The organism is Brenneria corticis (assembly GCF_003115855.1).
GTDB lineage: Bacteria > Pseudomonadota > Gammaproteobacteria > Enterobacterales > Enterobacteriaceae > Brenneria > Brenneria corticis.
The window spans coordinates 49,564-69,196 of record NZ_KZ819084.1; the positions used below are offsets into that span (position 1 = coordinate 49,564).

General features: G+C 58.9%; 17 protein-coding genes. 15 read left to right on the forward strand and 2 right to left on the reverse strand.

From position 1 onward, the window contains the following. Nucleotides 1-24: 24 nt before the first annotated feature. Entirely contained in the window at nt 25-933 is a 909-nt protein-coding gene (locus tag DDT56_RS15430; protein WP_246856794.1) for a sugar-binding transcriptional regulator, read from the reverse strand. 226 nt (nt 934-1,159) lie between these two features. Between DDT56_RS15430 and DDT56_RS15435 the strand changes: the two genes are divergently transcribed. The 6 genes from DDT56_RS15435 to DDT56_RS15460 all read left to right on the forward strand — a co-directional run bounded on the left by DDT56_RS15435 (nt 1,160) and on the right by DDT56_RS15460 (nt 5,448). Further along, complete coding sequence (locus tag DDT56_RS15435) at nt 1,160-2,104, forward strand: tagatose-bisphosphate aldolase (protein WP_136167325.1); 945 nt, start codon at nt 1,160-1,162, stop codon at nt 2,102-2,104. After that, nucleotides 2,097-2,669 (forward strand): P-loop nucleotide/nucleoside kinase family protein, encoded by a 573-nt coding sequence (locus DDT56_RS15440; RefSeq protein WP_136167326.1) that lies wholly within the window; start codon nt 2,097-2,099, stop codon nt 2,667-2,669. The genes DDT56_RS15435 and DDT56_RS15440 overlap by 8 nt, the downstream gene beginning before the upstream one ends. A gap of 234 nt (nt 2,670-2,903) precedes the next feature. Then, nucleotides 2,904-3,347: a PTS sugar transporter subunit IIA gene (locus DDT56_RS15445; protein ID WP_136167327.1), complete on the forward strand. Its 444-nt coding sequence runs from the start codon at nt 2,904-2,906 to the stop codon at nt 3,345-3,347. A 160-nt stretch (nt 3,348-3,507) separates the two neighbouring features. Beyond that, nucleotides 3,508-3,807, forward strand: coding sequence for a PTS sugar transporter subunit IIB (locus DDT56_RS15450; protein ID WP_136167328.1), 300 nt, complete (start codon nt 3,508-3,510; stop codon nt 3,805-3,807). A gap of 52 nt (nt 3,808-3,859) precedes the next feature. After that, a complete protein-coding gene (locus tag DDT56_RS15455; protein WP_136167329.1) occupies nt 3,860-5,125 on the forward strand; it encodes a PTS sugar transporter subunit IIC in 1,266 nt (421 codons plus the stop codon). A gap of 17 nt (nt 5,126-5,142) precedes the next feature. Continuing rightward, a complete protein-coding gene (locus DDT56_RS15460) occupies nt 5,143-5,448 on the forward strand; it encodes a hypothetical protein (RefSeq protein ID WP_136167330.1) in 306 nt (101 codons plus the stop codon). 85 nt (nt 5,449-5,533) lie between these two features. Here DDT56_RS15460 and DDT56_RS15465 read toward each other — a convergent pair whose 3' ends face one another. Further along, entirely contained in the window at nt 5,534-6,400 is an 867-nt protein-coding gene (locus DDT56_RS15465) for a MurR/RpiR family transcriptional regulator (RefSeq protein ID WP_136167331.1), read from the reverse strand. A gap of 316 nt (nt 6,401-6,716) precedes the next feature. Between DDT56_RS15465 and DDT56_RS15470 the strand changes: the two genes are divergently transcribed. The 9 genes from DDT56_RS15470 to iolE all read left to right on the forward strand — a co-directional run bounded on the left by DDT56_RS15470 (nt 6,717) and on the right by iolE (nt 19,620). Further along, entirely contained in the window at nt 6,717-8,228 is a 1,512-nt protein-coding gene (locus DDT56_RS15470) for a CoA-acylating methylmalonate-semialdehyde dehydrogenase (RefSeq protein WP_136167332.1), read from the forward strand. A gap of 32 nt (nt 8,229-8,260) precedes the next feature. Then, nucleotides 8,261-10,192 carry a 3D-(3,5/4)-trihydroxycyclohexane-1,2-dione acylhydrolase (decyclizing) gene (gene iolD, locus DDT56_RS15475; protein WP_136167420.1) on the forward strand — a complete coding sequence of 644 codons (1,932 nt, stop codon included), beginning with the start codon at nt 8,261-8,263 and terminating at the stop codon, nt 10,190-10,192. A gap of 759 nt (nt 10,193-10,951) precedes the next feature. Next, entirely contained in the window at nt 10,952-11,938 is a 987-nt protein-coding gene (gene iolG, locus DDT56_RS15480; RefSeq protein ID WP_136167333.1) for an inositol 2-dehydrogenase, read from the forward strand. 50 nt (nt 11,939-11,988) lie between these two features. Continuing rightward, nucleotides 11,989-12,927, forward strand: a complete 939-nt coding sequence (locus DDT56_RS15485; protein WP_136167334.1) for a substrate-binding domain-containing protein — start codon at nt 11,989-11,991, stop codon at nt 12,925-12,927. A 54-nt stretch (nt 12,928-12,981) separates the two neighbouring features. Further along, nucleotides 12,982-14,529: a sugar ABC transporter ATP-binding protein gene (locus tag DDT56_RS15490; protein WP_136167335.1), complete on the forward strand. Its 1,548-nt coding sequence runs from the start codon at nt 12,982-12,984 to the stop codon at nt 14,527-14,529. 12 nt (nt 14,530-14,541) lie between these two features. Beyond that, the gene (locus DDT56_RS15495; protein WP_136167336.1) at nt 14,542-15,570 is read left to right on the forward strand and encodes an ABC transporter permease; all 1,029 of its coding nucleotides are present in this window, start codon (nt 14,542-14,544) and stop codon (nt 15,568-15,570) included. Between the two features lie 40 nt (nt 15,571-15,610). Next, nucleotides 15,611-16,744, forward strand: coding sequence for a Gfo/Idh/MocA family protein (locus DDT56_RS15500; RefSeq protein WP_136167337.1), 1,134 nt, complete (start codon nt 15,611-15,613; stop codon nt 16,742-16,744). Between the two features lie 44 nt (nt 16,745-16,788). Beyond that, the gene (locus tag DDT56_RS15505) at nt 16,789-18,693 is read left to right on the forward strand and encodes a bifunctional 5-dehydro-2-deoxygluconokinase/5-dehydro-2-deoxyphosphogluconate aldolase (protein WP_136167338.1); all 1,905 of its coding nucleotides are present in this window, start codon (nt 16,789-16,791) and stop codon (nt 18,691-18,693) included. A gap of 36 nt (nt 18,694-18,729) precedes the next feature. Further along, nucleotides 18,730-19,620: a myo-inosose-2 dehydratase gene (iolE, locus tag DDT56_RS15510; protein ID WP_136167339.1), complete on the forward strand. Its 891-nt coding sequence runs from the start codon at nt 18,730-18,732 to the stop codon at nt 19,618-19,620. Nucleotides 19,621-19,633: the final 13 nt, after the last annotated feature.

Consider the following 19,633-nt stretch of genomic DNA (forward strand, 5'->3'; position numbering starts at 1 on the left):
TGCGCTGAATCGTGCATTACGCCGTTATTCTTCCACCAACAGCCGATCCAGAATCGCCTGAGCGGTTTTTACATCGGTGACCAGCGCATTAATCATTCCCGATCGTACTGCGCCGATAATCCCGGCAGCCTTTTCCGGCGTGGCGGCAACGCCAATGCTGAGGGGCGTGCGGCGCAATTGCTGCGGAGACGCGGCAATCATGCGGTCTTCCCCTTCCCAGTGTAGGATCTCGCCCGATTCGGTGACGTAATGGCGCAATACGTCGCCCGCCGCCTGGCTTAAAGCCTGCTCATCCGGTGTCGCAGTGGTGACTTCTGAAGGATGAGGCGCGTGGGTCAGGCCAACGCCGACAATCGCCACATCGAGCTTATCCCACAGCGAGGCGATCTGCTGAACGCTGGGGTCGCAGAGGAATGCATCGCGCAGTTCAGCTGACGAGATATAAGGCGCATGCAGGAAATGCGGCGTTCCTCCCATCTGTTCCGCCGCCTGGCGAACAAACTCATTGATTTGAAAATGCGCCGCCGCCTGCTGCATGCCGCCGTTCAGCGCCACGGTCAGCACGCCTGGCAGAGCAGGCATTCCGGCCAGAGTGACCTCCCTGACCGCGCGTCCCCAGCCAATGCCTATGATGGCGCCCGCGGAGATATCCGCCTGCTGCAATAAACCGGCAAGCGGGGTCGCCAGCGCGCCAAGCACGTTGGTTGGCGGAGGTTCAACCACGGCTGCGTTTTTCAGCCCCAGATGCTGGATTAGATCGGCGGTGATCTCTTCCGGCGAGGTGAGTTCAATAACCTCAATACGCACAATCCCGGCCGCCCGCGCCTTATTTAACAGGCGTGAAATGGTAGCGGTGGATACGCCCAGCTTTTTCGCAATATCAACCTGCGACATATCTGACTGGTAGTGCAGCTTCGCGACCATATGCATCATCGCGCGCGTTGTCGCAACGTCTGGTAAAAGATGTTCTTTCAGCTTGAAATTCCTTTCTGCAATGTATTACACTCAGTTTGCCGATTGGAGAATTATTGCGCAACACCAGTGAAATTGCAATCGGTACTCACGGCTGAAAATCCTGACAGGACAGCATGTTGAAGGGTTCAACGCCGGGCATTAAGGCTATTTTTCATCGACGAAGATGCACACCGAGGAGAACTCAATGTCACGTATGTCCACGTCCGAATTACGGGGTTATCAGCAAATCTGTGGTAGCAATGGCGCCATGTTGGTCATCGCCTGCGATCAGCGCGGTGCGATGCGCAGTCTGCTTTCCTCCAGTCTCGATCGGCAGGCGGGAATTTCTGAGCGGCAGTTAGGGGAGATCAAGGCGGACATTACCCGCTATCTTGCCAGTCAGGCTTCCTGCGTGTTGGTCGATCCGGTTTGTGCTGTTCCAGAGCTGGTGGATGACGGTATCATCGCGCGCGATACCGCGTTGCTGATCGGGCTTGATGCATCCGGCTGGGACCTCTCTGAGGAGGGCTATCGTCTCTCGCGGCTGGTGGAGGGGATCAATGCCCGTCGCGTGCGGGAACTCGGCGGCAACGGCGGTAAGATTATGGTCTATCTGCGTGCCGACCGGCCGCAGGCGAATACGCACAACATTGCTATTCTGCGCCAGTGCATTGAGGATTTTGCCCGCGAAGATCTCTTGCTGGTGGTTGAATTTCTCACCTACCAGCTTAGAGATGAAACGGATGAAGAGTATCACAGCAAGGTTCCGTCGCTGATCTATGAAGGTGCCAAAATCTCGCTGCAATGCGGCGCGAAAGTACTGAAGATTCCTTACCCCGGTTCGGCGCAGGCCTGTGCCGAGATCACCAGGCTTGCCGGCGAGGTGCCGTGGGCGGTACTCTCGGCCGGGGTCGATCACGCCACCTTTTTAACCCAGGTGGCGGATGCGATGCGCAATGGCGCGTCGGGGGTGATTGCCGGACGGGCGCTGTGGAAAGATTGTATTTCGTTGGATCGCACGGTAACCCGTGAAAAACTGCAAGCGCTGGCGGTTCCCCGACTGAAAGAGATTCAGACGGTGATCGGCCAATATTTTCACCAGCCCCGGCAGGGTGAACGGCAAACATCTGAACGGGTGAATCATGTCTAAACCATTTGCGGAACGGAGTGGAAAAGGCGTTGTGCTGGTTAACGGTATTCCCGCGTCGGGGAAGAGCCGCATCAGCGACGCGCTGGCGACCGCGACAGGCTGGCCGATTTTGTCATTGGACAGCATTAAAAACCCGTTTCTGCAACATATTCCAAATGTGGATCGCCAATTTAACCGCCTGCTTGGCATCGCGAGTTACCAGGCTATCTGGTCATTGGTGGCCAACGCGCCGCCCGGGAATACGTTTATTATTGATGCCTGGTTTGGTTTTCAGCCTAAGGAACGCTTGCAGGCTTGTCTGACGGAAGCAGGGGTGACGCGTCTCGCCGAAGTCTGGTGTCAGATCCCCGGCGAACTCGCCGCGCAGCGTTATAAAGTGCGTTTGGCTGAGCGTTTACCCGGACACCCCGGCGCGGAGTATCTCCCTGAGCTGATTGAACTGGCTAAGCGGGCCGAACCGATGAAATTAGGTCCTCTGTTTATTGTCGATCAGACAAGATTCGCGGATATTGAAAAATTAACCCTATGGATTAAGGAGGCATTATCGGAATCTGATATTAATTAAAACCCACACTAAAAATGATATTAGGAAATATCTTAAAGAGTACTCAAGGAATAAATAATAGCAACTGATTGATTTTCATTGTCAGCACGGACTTATTCATCTAATTATTTTTTATTTGGCGTTTTTATAGTGTGGTTTTAGAAAATCAGATCCAAATAATTAAAGTGGATCACGTTTTTTAAATTATTCGGAAAGTATATTTAGGTAACATATGTGTTATGGATAAGGACAACTATGTTAACTGACTGGATTAATGAAACCAATCTTAAAGTATTAACCAGCGTTAATGATTGGCGGCAGGCGGTTAAGCTGGCCGTTCAACCGATGATTGATAATGGTTCGGTTGAAGAGCATTATCTCAACGCTATTTATGCGATGCACGAAGAGATCGGCCCTTATTATGTTCTGGGAGAAGGCATTGCCATGCCTCACTCCCGACCTGAAGATGGAGTAATTAAAACGGCGCTTTCGCTGCTGATTATTTCAGAAGGCGTCAACTTTGGTAGTCCGGATAACGATCCTGTCTACGTTATTTTTGCCCTGGCGGCTATTGACAGCCATTCCCATATTGAAATGATCGCCAGCCTTTCAGCATTATTTGGTGAGGAAAAGACTATCGACAGGCTAAAAAACGCCGGAAATGAACGTGAGGTATTGGAAATAATTCGCCCATTCTGAATCCTTGAGCGGATCGCTGTCCCGCCGATCAGTATGGTCTTCCGAACGATATCCAGGATCGGTCGTTAACGTCAGTTTGCCGCAGGTGATCAGAAGGATATGCCATACGGTCCGCGCATGACGGCGCGCAAATGACAGCCGATCAACCGAGGAAATAGTAATGAAAAAATTATCGATTCTTGCAGTATGCGGGGCCGGGCTGGGCAGTAGTTTTGCCTGTGAGATGAGTATTGAGTCAGCCCTGAAAGATCTGGGTGTTGAAGCCGACTTATCGCATTGTGATATCTCCAGCGCGACCTCTTCGCGGGCAGATATTATTATGACCGGTGAGAATTTTCGATCGCAGTTTCAGCATTACACCATAAATGCGACCGTTATTTATCTGAAAAGACTTGTTGATAAAAATGAGATAAAAATAAAGCTTGAGCCAATATTGAAAGAAAAAGGCTATCTTATTTAGTTTTAAATTTTTTTATTTATCCGTTTACTGTGAGATAAAACAGGGGGCTATTATGTCTTTCCTAAATTTTATTGTTCATGATGTGCTCGGTCAGGCTTCAATATTGGTATCATTAATCGCCATGATCGGGTTGATTGCATTAAAGAAAAATCCGGGTCAGGTAATAACCGGAACATTAAAAACGTTGTTGGGTTTTTTGGTATTGCTGGCCGGAGCCAATATCATCGTCGGTACATTGACATTTCTGGGGGATATTTTTCAGAAAGGGTTCAATATGCGCGGTGTGGTGACCGACGTCGGCGCGATTGCCGGTATAGCTCAGCAAACGCTGGGGCGGGAAACCGCATTGATTATGGTGATTGCTTTTGTTGTTAATATCGCCATTGCGCGTTTTACCAGTTATAAATATATCTTTTTAACCGGGCAGGCTTCACTGTGGATGGCGACGGTATGCTCGGTTATTGGTTATATGGGCGGGCTGCGCGGCGCGGAGCTTATTCTGCTGGGTGGAGTTATCGCCGGCGTGATGGCGGTATTGATGCCCGCATTGGCGCAGCCTATCGTACGCAAGATTACCGGCGGGGATGATATCGCGCTGGGACATTTTTGCACCATCGGCTATGTGGTACAGGCCGGGGTGGCGAAAATAACCGGCGACGCCAGCAAAAGCACGGAAGATCTGGAATTGCCGCAGGCCTTCTCCTTTCTGCAGGATACCTACCTGTCGATGATGGTGGTGATGATCCCCATTTACATTATCCCGGCGATTGCCGCCGGTCCTGAGGTGGTGGCGACTTACTCCGATGGCGTTAACTACCTGGTTTATACCTTTATACAGTCGATCCAGTTCGTGGTCGGCGTCTATGTGCTGTTGGCCGGTGTGCGCCTGCTGCTGGCGGAAATCGTTCCCGCGTTCCGCGGTATCGCTCTGCGCATCGTACCGAATGCGGTACCGGCGCTGGACTGCCCGGTGCTGTTTCCCTACGCGCCAAATGCGGTGATTATCGGTTTTATTTCCACCACCGTCGGGGCGGTGATTGGCATGTTTCTGTTCCCGACCGTCGGGCTGGCGATGATCTTGCCCGGCATGTTGACCAACTTCTTCGCCGGCGGTACGGCGGGCATCTTCGCCAATGCAGTGGGCGGGCGACGCGGCGCCATTATCGGCGGGGTTTTCCACGGGCTGTTTATTACGCTGCTGCCCGCGTTATTGCTACCGCTGCTGGGGCAGTACGGTTTGGCCAACGTGACGTTCAGCGACTCGGACGTCATCAGCGTCGGGCTGGTATTTGGTTATATTCTTAACTTTTTCCACTAACCACGACGGGAGGGCATATGGTCACGGAGATAGAAGAGATTCTGCAACAGGGGCTGAGCGCGCGGGAATGCGCCAATGCGCTGAATGCGCTGGGGGAAAAACGGCTTGAACAGAATGATGCCGACGGCGCTATTCTCTGTTGGGAAAAAAGCGTGGCGTGCTATGGCAAACCGGGATTCGCCCAGGCCCAACTGATGAAAGCCTACAACGCCAAGCGGCGCGCATGTGCGCAGTCGGGCGATAACGGTGGGGCCGAGCGCTATGCGAATAAAATCGATGCTCTTATGCAGCAAAGCAAGGATGCGATCCGCTACGGTTTTTAAGGGATCGCGTTTACCGGGGGATATCCGTTTAGCCGATATCCCCTTAACGGACATAACCACATGCGCTATGTCCGAGAACGGTGGCTCAGGGCAAACTGCGCTGCGGGTTTTCTTCCACGTGCTTCGCGCCGTTGCCCTGTCGATAAGCCAGCGACACCATCAGCGACTGCACCAGACACAGAGTGGCGGATTGGGAACGAAACGCGTCCACCTGCGCTTCCTTGACCACAAAGCAGACGTCGCTAAGGGTGGCCAGCGGGCTGATCTGGCTGTCGGTAATCACAATCTGCCGGGCGCCGGCTTTGGCCGCCATTTCGCTGACCATCACGGTTTCCTGCGAGTAGGGCGAAAAGCTGATGGAAACCACAATATCTTTTTCATCCACCCGGCTGAGCTGTTCGCGGAACATGCCCCCCAGACCGTTGACCAGCACCGGGTTGCTTTCCAGATGGCTCAGCGCGTAGGTCAGATAGGTCGCCACGCTGAATGAACGCCGTAGCCCGACCACGTATATCGTTTGCGCATTGGCCAGCAAATCCACGGCTTTTTGCAGATCCTCTTGCGGCGTGCGGGCCGCCAGCTGCTGCATCGCCTGGGCGTTTGAACGGGCGAATTCGTGCAGGATATCACGCGGCGTTTCCGGCACCGACTCGTTTTCCATGGCGCGAAATAGCCGCGCCCGATCGGTATAGCTGGCGGTTTCTTCCACCAGATTCATACGGAACAGCTGTTTCATTTCGTTGAATCCGCTGAAATCAAAGGCGTTGGCAAAGCGGATCAGCGTCGAAGGCGGAACCTCCGCCCGTTCAGCGATCACCGCGACGGTATCGAACGCGATGCTATTGGTGTTATCAAGCACATAGCGCGCCACCTGCTGTAGTCGTTTACTTAACCTGTCGTACCGCTCGCGGATCTGTTCCTGTAACTCTCTCAGGTTGGTCGCCATGGGCATATGTAATATTCTCCCGAGACCTATCCCAAATAGGCTCTTCTTGCTCGATTCTAGTAAGTTACCCTGTTATTTCAAACGTATTTTTCATTCGCGGCGGTGGAAATAGAACGTACGGTTCAATGCCAGGCGGCCGTTTGCGGATGGAACGCATCTCTATATCTAATCCAAACCCGAGACTTCAAGTTTACATAAAAATCCGCAGCAGATCACAATAATCAATATTTATTTTGTTTTTAAATAAAATGGAATGTTTATTTCATATACTGTAAGCCGACATCCGCGATTTGTCCTTCTTGAAACCCATCGAGGTATAAACATGGAAACCGTATCCAACTTCATTTCCGGGGCCGTGACCCCCAGCCGCAGTCAACGTGTTGCCCCGGTTTATAACCCGGCCACGGGCGAACAGATTCGTCAGGTCGCCATGAGCGGCGCCGAGGAAGTGAAGCAGGCGATCGGCGCCGCTGCGGCGGCGTTCCCGGCATGGTCCAAGTTCTCGCCGCTGCGCCGCGCGCGCATTATTTTCCGCTTTAAGGCGCTGCTGGAAGAAAATATGGATACGCTGGCACGGCAGATATCCCAGGAGCACGGCAAGGTCTATTCCGATGCGGTGGGCGAAATCACCCGCGGGCTGGAAGTGGTGGAGTTCGCCTGCGGCATTCCGCATCTGCAAAAAGGCGAACATTCCGCCAATGTGGGAAGCGGCGTCGACAGCCACTCGCTGATGCAGCCGCTGGGGGTGTGCGCCGGCATCACGCCGTTCAATTTCCCGGCGATGGTGCCGATGTGGATGTTCCCTATCGCGTTGGCCGCCGGCAACACCTTCGTCCTCAAACCTTCCGAAAAGGATCCTTCTCTGTCGTTGCTGCTGGCGCAACTGCTGAAAGAGGCCGGCCTGCCGGACGGGGTATTCAACGTGGTTCAGGGCGACAAGGAGGCGGTGGACGCGCTGTTGACCGACCCTCGCGTACAGGCGGTGAGTTTTGTCGGTTCGACTCCGGTGGCGGAATATATCTATCAAACCGCCAGCGCGCACGGTAAGCGATGTCAGGCGCTGGGCGGGGCGAAGAACCACTGCATCCTGATGCCCGACGCCGACATGGAGATGGCCGCCAGCGCCATTATGGGCGCCGCCTATGGCGCGGCGGGCGAGCGTTGCATGGCGCTGTCGGTGGTGGTGGCGGTGGGGGATGATAGCGCGGAGGCGCTGTGCCGTCGGCTGGAAAAACAGATCGCCGCTATGCGCGTGGGGCCGGGCCTGGTTGAAGGAGAGGAAAACGAAATGGGGCCGGTAATCAGCGCCCAGCATAAGGCTAAAATCGCCGACTATATTCAAAGCGGCGTGGATCAGGGGGCGGCGCTGCGGGTGGACGGCCGCGCGCTGGCGGTGAACGGTCATCACCAGGGGTATTTTATCGGCCCGACGCTGTTTGACGGCGTTACGCCGGAGATGAAAATTTATCGTGAAGAGATTTTCGGTCCGGTGCTGTCGGTGGTCAGAGTGCCGGACTACCAGACGGCGCTGACGCTGATCAACAGCCACGAATACGGCAACGGCACGGCGATTTTCACCCGCGACGGCGAGACCGCCCGCCAGTTCAGCGAGGATGTGCAGGCCGGCATGGTGGGCATTAACGTGCCGATCCCGGTTCCGATGGCGTTCCACAGCTTTGGCGGCTGGAAACGCTCCATCTTCGGGCCGCTGAACGTACACGGCAACGACGGCGTACGCTTTTATACCCGGATGAAAACCGTTACCAGCCGTTGGCCGGCCAGCGTTCGTCTGGAGCAGCACGCCAGCAGTTTTATTATGCCGACGCTGGAGTGACTCCGGCTTACTTTCTTTGCGGGAGCAAAATGATGGATACGCAACGAATGACGATGGCGCAGGCGCTGGTTCGCTTTCTCAATCAGCAATATATCAGCGTGGATGGCGAGGAAGCGCCTTTTGTGCAGGGCGTGATGACCATTTTCGGCCACGGCAACGTGCTGGGCATCGGTCAGGCGCTGGAACAGGACGCCGGACATCTCCGGGTGCATCAGGGATGCAGCGAGCAGGGGATGGCGCATATCGCCATCGGTTTCGCCAAGCAGCATAAGCGCCGCAAAATCTACGCGGTGACCTCGTCGGTGGGGCCGGGGGCGGCGAATATGGTGACGGCGGCGGCGACCGCCACGGCAAACCGCATCCCGCTGCTGCTGTTGCCGGGGGATCTGTTCGCCTGCCGCCAGCCGGACCCGGTCCTGCAGCAGGTCGAGCAGTACCATGACGTTTCCGTCAGCACCAACGACTGCTTCAAACCGGTGTCCCGCTACTGGGATCGCATCAACCGGCCGGAACAGTTGATGAGCGCGCTGATCAATGCCATGCGGGTGCTTACCGATCCCGCCGATACCGGCGCGGTAACGCTGTGCCTGCCTCAGGACGTACAGGGCGAGGCCTGGGATTATCCGGCCTCGTTTTTCCGCAAGCGGGTCCATCATCTTGAGCGTCGTCCGCCCGACCCCGTCCGGCTGGAAGAGGCCGTGGAGCTGATCCGCCGCAAAGGGCGGCCGCTGCTGATTTGCGGCGGGGGCGTGCGTTATTCCGGGGCGTACCAGGCGTTGCAGCAATTTGCCGAGCGGTTCGCCATTCCTTTCGGGGAAACGCAGGCGGGTAAAGGGGCGATAGTCTCATCCCATCCGCTGAATTGCGGCGGCATCGGGGTCACCGGCGGGCTGGCGGCAAATCAGCTGGCGCGGGAAGCGGATCTGGTTATCGGCGTCGGCACGCGCTTGACCGACTTTACCACCGCCTCAAAATCGCTGTTCCAGCATCCCGAGGTGGAGTTTCTGCTGCTTAACGTCGCCGAGTTCGATGCGCTGAAGCTGGATGCCGTCCCGCTGATTGCCGATGCGCGCGTGGGGTTGCAGCTGTTGTCGCAACGTCTGGCGGCGGAGGGCTACCGTAGCCGCTATCGCCAGGAAATCGACGCGGCGCGGACCGCCTGGGAGGCGGAGCTGCGGCGCCTGGGCGCGACGCGCGACGAAGGGAGGTTTGTGCCGGAGGTCGCCGACCGGCTGGAGAGCGAGCTGGATGAATACCGGGCGGCGCTCGGCACCCATCTGACGCAGACCAGGGTATTGGGGCTGCTGAATCAAGAGCTGGAGGACGACGCCATTGTCGTCGGCGCCGCCGGTTCGCTGCCGGGCGACCTGCAGCGCCTGTGGCAGGTAAAAACGCCGGACGGCTACCATCTGGAGTATGGCTACTCCTGTATGGGGTATGAGATCGCGGCGGCGGTCGGCGCGCGTCTGGCCGCCCCGCATCGGCCGGTGTATGCGATGGCGGGGGACGGCTCGTATCTGATGCTGCATACCGAGTTGCAGACCGCGGTGCAGGAGGGAATAAAGGTAACCGTGCTGCTGTTCGACAACGCCGGGTTTGGCTGTATCAACAACCTGCAAATAAGCCAGGGAATGGGCAGCTTCTGTACCGAGAATCGCCGGCGCAGCGCGGAATCGGGCTTGCTGAACGGCCCGCTGGTGGCGGTGGATTTCGCCAAAAACGCCGAAAGCTACGGTTGCCGGGCGTGGCGGGTGCACGACGAAGCGTCGCTGTTGCAGGCGCTGGCGGCGTCGCGGGAACATCCGGGGCCGACGCTGCTGGACATTAAAGTCCTGCCCAAAACCATGACCCACGGTTACGACGCCTGGTGGCGCACCGGCACGGCGCAGGTGGCCGACTCCCCGGAGATTGAGGAGGCGGCGGCGCAGATCCGCAGGAAGCTGGCCTCGGCGCGGCAGTATTAAGCGTTCCGATCGTAGTTACACTCAGACATCCCCGTCATCCCCGCGCAGGCGGGGATCTGCCCTACCAGACGACTCGGTGTCGCCTGAGATGCCCGCTTTCGCGGGCATGACGGAGGGGGGCGCGGATATCCCCCGTCGTTCGCGCAGATATCCCCGTCATCCCCGCGCAGGCGGGGATCTGCCCTACCAGACGACTCGGTGTCGCCTGAGATGCCCGCTTTCGCGGGCATGACGGAGGGGGGCACGGATGTCCCCCGCCGTTCGCGCAGACATCCCCGTCATCCCCGCGCAGGCGGGGATCTGCCCTACCAGACGACTCGGTGTCGCCTGAGATGCCCGCTTTCGCGGGCATGACGTGACGGAGGGCATTCGGGGATGACCACGGCCCTTACACTGTCAGCAATCGTTGGCAGTGTAATTATTTTTTTTGAAACATATGTTTCATTTTCATTGATTCCACGTTTTATCCACTTCCTTGCATGTTGCGCGCTTTATCGCCTCTTTTTGTTTTTTTCTCTCAACTATTGTGTGATTTTGATTACAAAAACACCCTCGCGTGTCAAGAAAATGTTAACTGGTGCTCAAAAACATAATTTCCAGTTTCTTTAAAATTGAAATAAATGTTTTATTTGCTTTAATTTCACACATCAGCGTTAGCGGTAAAAAAGCACGATGGAGGGCATGGGTCATGCCGTATCTTCCCGCCTTCCTGCCCACACCTAACCATGCACGAGATACTCAGGTATCAGGGGAGCATCTATGTTTAACATTGCCTTATTGGGTGCCGGCCGTATCGGCCAGGTCCATGCGGTGAACATTACGCAACATCCGGAAACCCGCCTTTATGCCGTGGTCGATCCCAATGTGCAAAATGCCAAAGCGTTAGCCGATAAATATCACGCCGGCATCCAGACGGTGGAAGCCGTGATGAGCGACCCTGCGGTGGACGCGGTGCTGATCGCTTCGGCGACGGATACCCACGCCGACCTGATTGAGCTGGCCGCGAAAAGCGGCAAGGCCATCTTCTGTGAAAAACCGGTCCATCTGGATATCGCCCGCGTCCGTGATTGCCTGACGGTGGTGGAGCAGCAGCAGGTGCCGCTGTTTATCGGCTTTAACCGCCGCTACGACCCCCAGTTCCGGCGCGTCAAAACGCTGGCCGCGGAAGGGCGGATCGGCAAGGCGGAGTCGTTGCTGATCATCTCCCGCGACCCGCTGCCGCCGCCGGCGGAGTATGTGCGCGTATCCGGCGGCCTGTTCCGCGACATGACCATCCACGATTTCGATATGGCGCGCTTCATCATGGGCGAAGAACCGGTGTCGGTATTTGCCCAGGGCAGTAATCTGGTCGATCCGGCGATCGGCAAAGAGGGCGATATCGATACGGCGTTTGTGGTGCTGAAATTTGCCTCGGGCGCCATGGCGACCATCGTCAACAGCCGCCGTTCCGGTTACGGCTACGACCAGCGCCTTGAATTGCACGGCGCCAAAGGCGTGCTGAGCGCGGGCAATATCCGTGAAAACGCGGTGCAGCAATGGACCGACGACGGCTGTCTGGCGGCGAAACCCGAATATTTCTTTTTGCAACGCTACCGCGAGGCCTATGCCGCCGAGTGGTCGCATTTTGTTGCGGTGCTCAATGGGCGCGTGCCGCCGGAGTGCAGCGGCGCCGACGGCGAACGGGCGCTCTATCTGGCGGATAAAGCCTTTGAGTCGCTGGCTCAGGGCAAAGAAATCAGGCTGTAACCTTACCTGCAATCAACACCCCTACACCATAACCATGCAGAGAACAGACCATGAAAAAGCTAACCAACGTTACCGCTCTCTTCCTGGCGCTCGGCCTGGCCGGGTTCGCTCAGGCCAAAAACGAGCCGATCGTTTTCAGTACTCCCAACCTCGCCATGCCGTTTGAGGTGCATATGCAGCGTACGGCGGTCAAAGCCGCCAGGGATCTGGAGGTGAACCTGCAGGTGCTCGACAGCCAGGGCAGCTCTCCGAAACAGGCCGCCGACCTGGAAAATGCCATCACCCGCGGCGCAAAGGGATTTGTGGTCTCTCCCAACGATGTCAATGCGGTCTCCAGCGCCGTCACCGAAATACAGCAGGCGGAGCTGCCGGTGGTCACCCTGGATCGCTCGGTGAAAACCGACGTGCCGGTGCCGCATTTCGGCGCCAATAACTACCAGGGCGGCCGGGCCATCGCCGAATATGTGAAAGCGCGCTTCCCGGACGGCGCCGACATCGTGCTGCTCACCGGGCAGCCGGGCTCCTCCTCGAATATCGAACGTACCCAGGGAATTCGCGAAAGCCTGAAGGAAGGAGGCGACAAGTACAAGATCGTCGCCGATCAAACCGGCAACTGGATGCGCTCCGAAGGGATGCGGATTGTGGAGAGCGTGCTGCCGTCGTTGCCCAAGCGCCCGCAGGTGATCCTCTCCGCCAATGACGATATGGCGTTGGGGGCGATTGAAGCGTTGCAGGGGCAGGGGCTGAAGCCCGGCGAGGTAGTGGTGACGGGTTTTGACGCCGTGCCGGAAGCGCTGGCCCGCGTGCGCGACGGCTGGCTGGCGGTGACCGCCGACCAGCGTCCGGGCTATGCCGTCACCACCGCCTTGACCCAGTTGACCAACAATATCCGTAACCAGGCGCCCATCACCGGGGCCGACTATCAGCCGACGATGATCACCAAAGATAACCTGAATGATGCGGAGCGCATCGGTGAAGCCGGCAAGTAAACCACCGGTATACAGCAGGCCGTCCGCGGGCGGCCTGAAGCAAGGAGGATGGCGATGACAGAACCCTTACTGAACGTTACCGATCTGGCCAAGAGTTTTTCCGGCGTATGGGCGTTGAGCAAAGTACAGCTGACGGTGCTGCCGGGGGAGATCCATGCCCTGCTGGGGGAAAACGGCGCGGGTAAATCGACGCTGCTGAAAGCGCTGGCGGGCGCGCAGCCGCAGACCAGCGGCGATATCTGGTTCGACGGCCGGGCGCTGTCGGTGCAGGACACGCCGGTGGAGCGGCAGAACCAGGGCATTGTGACCATTTACCAGGAATTTAACCTGCTGCCGAATATGAGCGTGGCGGAAAACATGTTTCTCGGCCGCGAACCGCGGCGCGGCGGTCTGTTGGTCGACGCGGCGGCGGTGAACGAGGAGGCCAAAGCCGTTCTGGACTATCTGCAACTGAATATCGCCCCGACGACCCAGGTGGCGCGGCTAAGCGTGGCGCAACAGCAGATGGTGGAGATCGCCAGGGCGCTGACGCTCAACGCCCGGCTGATCGTGATGGATGAGCCCTCCGCGGCGCTCAGCGACAGCGAAGTGGAGAGCCTGCACCGCGTGGTGCGCGAACTGAAAGGGCGCGGCGTCAGCGTTATTTATGTGACGCATCGCCTGCATGAGGTGTTTCAGCTCTGCGATCGTTTCACCGTGTTGCAGGACGGACGCTATACCGGTTCGGGCAACGTGGCGGATATCAACGTCAAGGAGATTATCCGCATGATGGTCGGACGCGACGTGGTATTCAACCGGCGTCCGGCGACCGCCACCCACCATCAGGACAAACCGGTGCGCCTTTCGGTAAAGGGATTGACGCGCGAGAAGCCGCCGCTGGACGCGCACGGCATCGCCCTGAAGGACATCAGCTTTCAGGTCCATGCCGGGGAAGTGCTGGGCATCGCCGGACTGGTGGGGGCGGGGCGCACCGAGATCGCCCGCTGCCTGTTCGGCGCCGATACGTTTGCGGCGGGCGAATTTATTCTCGACGGCCGGCCTTACCATCCCATCGACCCGCGGCATGCGCTGGCGCAGGGCATTGCGCTGGTGCCGGAAGATCGCAAAAAAGAGGGAGCGGTGCTGGGGTTGCCCATCCGCGACAATATTTCGCTCTCCAGTCTCTCTTCGCTGCTGCACTGGGGCGGATTCGTCAATACCCGCAAGGAAGACCAGCTAATCGAAACCTATCGTCAGGCGTTGCATATCAAGATGGTCGACAGCCAGCAGGAGGTGCGCAAGCTTTCCGGCGGCAATCAGCAGAAAGTCATTCTGGCCCGCTGCATGGCCCTTAATCCCAAGGTATTGATCGTTGACGAGCCGACGCGCGGCATTGACGTCGGCACCAAGTCTGAAGTGCATCAGGTGTTGTTCGATATGGCCGGCCAGGGGGTGGCCGTGATCGTCATTTCCTCCGATCTGCCGGAAATCATGGCGATTTCGGACCGGATCATCACCCTTAGCGAAGGCCGGGTGAGCGGGGAAATACACGGCGATGACGCTACGGAAGAGAAACTGATGACCATGATGGCCATCTGTCACGACGCCTTACACGCAGCATAACGGAGGTTACTCATGTCGCAGCCGCTTTCCAATACCCGCGCCCCGTCCGGCAACCGCGGACGTTTTGACCCCATTGCGTTTTTTGAACGCTTTGGCGTGTTTATCTTCATGATTCTTCTGCTGATTTTCTTTCAGTCGCAGAACAGCAACTTTCTGAGCGAACGCAATATCACCAACATTCTTACCGAGGTTTCCATCTACGGCATCATGGCCGTGGGGATGACCTTCGTGATCCTCACCGCCGGCATCGACCTGTCGGTGGGCTCCATTCTGGCGGTGTGCGCCATGACCGCCGCCTCGGTAATCAAAGGGGATAATTTCACCACCGTCGATGCGGACGCCTGGTATGGCATGAGCTGGCTGGTCGGGCTGGCGATCTGCCTGACGGTGGGAACGGTGATCGGGCTGCTGCACGGGCTGGGGGTGACCCGTCTGCGTCTGCCGCCGTTTATCGTCACGCTGGGCGGTATGACCATCTGGCGCGGGCTGACGCTGGTGATTAACGACGGCGCCCCCATCGCCGGGTTCGATCCCGGCTATCGCTGGTGGGGGCGGGGAACGCTGCTGGGGATTTCCATCCCCATCTGGATCTTCGCCCTGGTGGCGCTGGCGGGGTATCTGGCGCTGCATAAAACCCGCTGGGGACGCTTTGTCTACGCCATCGGCGGCAATATCGAAGCGGCCCGCCTGGCCGGGGTCAACGTGCAGCGGGTGCTGGTCAGCGTATATGTGGTGATCGGCTGTCTGGCCGGGCTGGCGGGATTTATTCTCAGCGCGCGGCTGGGCAGCGCGGAAGCGGTGGCGGGGATCACCTTCGAGCTGCGGGTTATCGCCTCGGTGGTGATTGGCGGCACCTCGCTGATGGGCGGCTACGGGCGCATCGGCGGCACCATCATCGGCTCGATCATCATGGGGATTCTGATCAACGGGCTGGTGCTGATGAACGTTTCGGCCTACTACCAGCAAATCATCACCGGTCTGATCATCGTGCTGGCGGTGGCGTTCGACACCTATGCCAAGAGCCGGCGCGGCGCCATCTGACGGGTGTTTGCGGGGAAGCGCTTTCCCCTGAGAGGCGGATATGAAACAGGTACGTATTGGATTGATCGGATCCGGCTACATCGGTCGCGCCCACGCCGTCGCCTATGCGCAGGCGCCCGTGGTGTTCGCCCTGCAAGGACGGCTGGTGAAGGCGGCGCTGGCGGAGGCGTCCCCGGAGCTGGCCGCCAGGCGGGCGCGGGAGCTGGGATTTTTACGCGCCGCCGCCGACTGGCGCGAACTGGTGGCCGATCCGGACATCGACGTGGTGGATATCTGTTCCCCCAATTTTTTGCACCATGAGATGGCGCTGGCGGCTATTCGCCACGGCAAGCACGTTTACGCCGAGAAGCCGCTGGCGCTCAACGCCGCCGACGCCCGCGAGATGGCGGAGGCCGCCAGACGGGCGGGGGTGAAAACCCTGGTCGGGTTCAATTATATGAAAAACCCCGCCGCCAGCCTGGCGAAAGAGATTATCGCCGGCGGGGAAATCGGCGAGGTGATCCATTTTTACGGCGCCCATAACGAAGATTATCTGGCCGACCCGCGCACGCCGGCGGACTGGCACTGCTTTAAGCGGACCGCCGGCCTCGGCGCGCTGGGGGATCTGGCGGCGCACATCGTCAATATGGCGCACTACCTGGTGGGGGAGATCGCCGGCGTATGCGGCGATATGCAGACGGTGATTCCGCAGCGCCCGGCCAGGTCCGGCAGCGACGAGCTGGTGCGGGTGGAGAACGAGGACCAGGCGCACGCCATGGTGCGTTTCGCCAATGGCGCGCGCGGCGTGCTGGAGACGTCCCGCGTCGCCTGCGGCCGCAAAATGGGACTGACCTACGTGGTCACCGGCAGCAAAGGCGCCCTGAGTTTTACCCAGGAAAGAATGGCGGAACTGAAACTGTACCGGCAGGACGACCCGGCAAACCGCCAGGGCTTCCGCACCTTGCTGCTGGGGCCGCAGCACCCGGACTATGCGGCATTCTGCGCCGGCGCCGGTCACGGCATTGGTTTTAACGATCAAAAGACGGTGGAGGTGCGCGACCTGATCGACGGCATCGCCGCCGAGCTGCCGCTGTGGCCGGATTTCGCCGAAGGATGGAAGGTCTCGCGGGTGCTGGATGCCATTGTCTTATCGCATCAGGCGTCGCGCTGGGTGGCGGTCGACGAGATTGGCTGAACCGGGCGATTTAATTTCTTTTTTGTCTATAGGGCGTGGTCGTTATGAGTCAGGAAAAGGCATTTGACGTGATTTGCATGGGGCGGGTGGCCGTCGATCTTTACGGTCAACAGATTGGTTCGCGACTGGAGGATATGGGCAGTTTCGCCAAATACCTGGGAGGATCGTCCGGCAACGTGGCCTACGGCGCCGCGCGGCAGGGATTGCGTTCTTCCATGCTGGCGCGCGTCGGCGATGAGCATATGGGACGCTTTCTGCGTGAGGAGCTGCAACAGGCGGGGTGCGACACCAGCCATCTGATCACCGATAAAACGCGGCTGACGGCGCTGGTGCTGCTGGGCATCAAAGACCGTGAAACCTTCCCGCTGATTTTCTACCGCGATAACTGCGCCGATATGGCCATCACGGCGGAGGATTTCAGCGAAGCCTATATCGCCTCGTCCCGCTGTCTGGCGGTCACCGGCACCCATCTGTCCCACCCCCGCACGCGGGAGGCGGTGCTGACGGCGCTGCGCTACGCCAGGCGCAACGGGGTGAAAACGGTGCTGGATATCGACTACCGCCCGGTGCTGTGGGGGCTGACCGCGCTGGGGGACGGCGAAACGCGCTTTATCGCCGCCGAGGCGGTGACTGAGCAGCTACAGCAGGTGCTGGAACTGTTCGATGTGATTGTCGGCACCGAAGAGGAGTTCCATATCGCCGGCGGCAGCACCGACACCCTGCAGGCGTTGCGGCGGGTGCGGGAAAACAGCCGGGCGGAGCTGGTGTGCAAGCGCGGCGCGCTGGGGTGTTCGGTGTTCAGCGCGGCGATCCCCGACTCGCTGGACCAGGGGGTGACGATCCGCGGCGTGCGGGTCGAGGTGCTCAACGTGCTGGGCGCCGGCGATGCGTTTATGTCCGGCCTGTTGCGCGGCTATCTCGGCGGCGAGGGGTGGGAAAAAGCCTGCGCCTACGCCAATGCCTGCGGCGCGCTGGTGGTGTCGCGCCACGGCTGCGCCCCGGCGATGCCGAGCCGCATCGAACTGGATAACTATCTGGCGCGGGCGGACGAGGTTCCCCGTCCTGATCTCGATCGCGAGCTGAATCATCTGCACCGGGTGACCACCCGGCGCAGGCAGTGGCATGAGCTGTGCGTGATGGCGTTCGATCACCGCAGCCAGTTGGAGGAGATGGCGATCGGCTGCGGCGCCGATATCGGCCGTATCCCCGAGCTGAAGCGCCTGATCCTGCAGGCCGGCGTCGAAACCGCGCGCCAGGCCGGGCTGGACGATAAAGCCGGGGTGCTGTGCGACGGCACCTTCGGACAGGAGGCGCTGAATGCCGTTACCGGCAAGGGGTGGTGGATCGGCCGGCCGATAGAACTGCCGGGATCGCGCCCGCTGGCGATGGAGCACGGCAATATCGGCTCGCAGTTGATCAACTGGCCGCTGGAGCACGTGGTGAAGTGTCTGGTGTTCTTCCATCCGGACGACGACCAGCGGCTGCGGCGCGAGCAGGAGCTGAAGGTGGCGGAAGTGTATCAGGCCTGCTGCCAGTCCGGCCACGAACTGCTGCTGGAGGTGATATTGCCGCCGGGCATGCCGCACGGCGATGAACACTACCTGCGGGTGATACAACGCTTCTACAACCTGGACGTGCGGCCGGACTGGTGGAAACTGCCGCCGCTGACGGCGTCCGGCTGGCAACGGCTGACCCAATTGCTGCAACAGCGCGATCCCTACTGCCGCGGGGTGGTGATCCTGGGGCTGGACGCGCCGCTGGAAAGCCTGCGCCAGGGCTTCAACGCCGCCGTCGGGTTCCCCATCGTCAAAGGTTTCGCCGTGGGGCGCACCCTGTTTGCCCAGCCGGCGCAAAGGTGGCTGAAAAACGACATCGACAGCGAGCAGCTTATCGAGCAAATCAAGCATAACTACCTGCAACTGATCGACTTATGGCGCCAGCGCGGGTAGCGAACCTTCTTATTACTATGATTGAGGGAAAAGAGTATGGCCGTTCAACTTGGTATTAATCCGCTCACCTGGACCAATGACGATCTGCCCTCGCTGGGGGCGGACACGCCGCTGGAAACCTGTCTGAGCGAGGGCAAGCAGGCCGGTTTCGCCGGCTTCGAGTTGGGAAATAAATTTCCCCGGCAGTCGGCCGTATTGGGGCCGATCCTTAAAGCGCACGATCTTCGCCTGGTGTCGGGGTGGTATTCCGGGCGGCTGCTCGAACGCTCGGTGGAGGAAGAAATCGCCGCGGTGCAGGATCATCTCAATCTGCTGCGCGATCTGGGGGCCGACGTAATGGTGTTTGCCGAGGTCAGCGGCGCCGTGCACGGCGACCGGCAAAAGCCGGTGCATCTGCGCCCGCGTTTTCCCGCCGAACGCTGGCGGGAGTATGGCGACAAGCTCAGCGAGTTTGCCCGTTATACCCGCAGCCAGGGTTTGCAGATCGCCTACCATCACCATATGGGAACGGTGATTGAAAGCGCGCAGGACGTGGATAATCTGCTGGAGCACACCGGGCCGGAAGTCGGCCTGCTGCTGGATACCGGGCACCTGACCTTTGCCGGCGCCGATCCGCTGGCGGTGGCCGAACGCTGGATAGCGCGCATCAATCACGTTCACTGCAAAGACATCCGCGCCGATGTGCTGCGGGACGTCAAAAACCGTAAAACCAGCTTTCTCGACGCGGTGCTCAGCGGCGTATTTACCGTGCCGGGCGATGGCTGCGTCGATTATCCGCCGCTTTTTCGCCTGCTGAAAGCGCACGGCTATCAGGGCTGGCTGGTGGTGGAAGCGGAGCAGGATCCCGCCGTGGCGCATCCGCTCACCTACGCCACCCTGGGCTACAACAACCTACAGCGTCTGGCGTATCAGGCCGGGCTGATCTGATGGCCGGCATTTT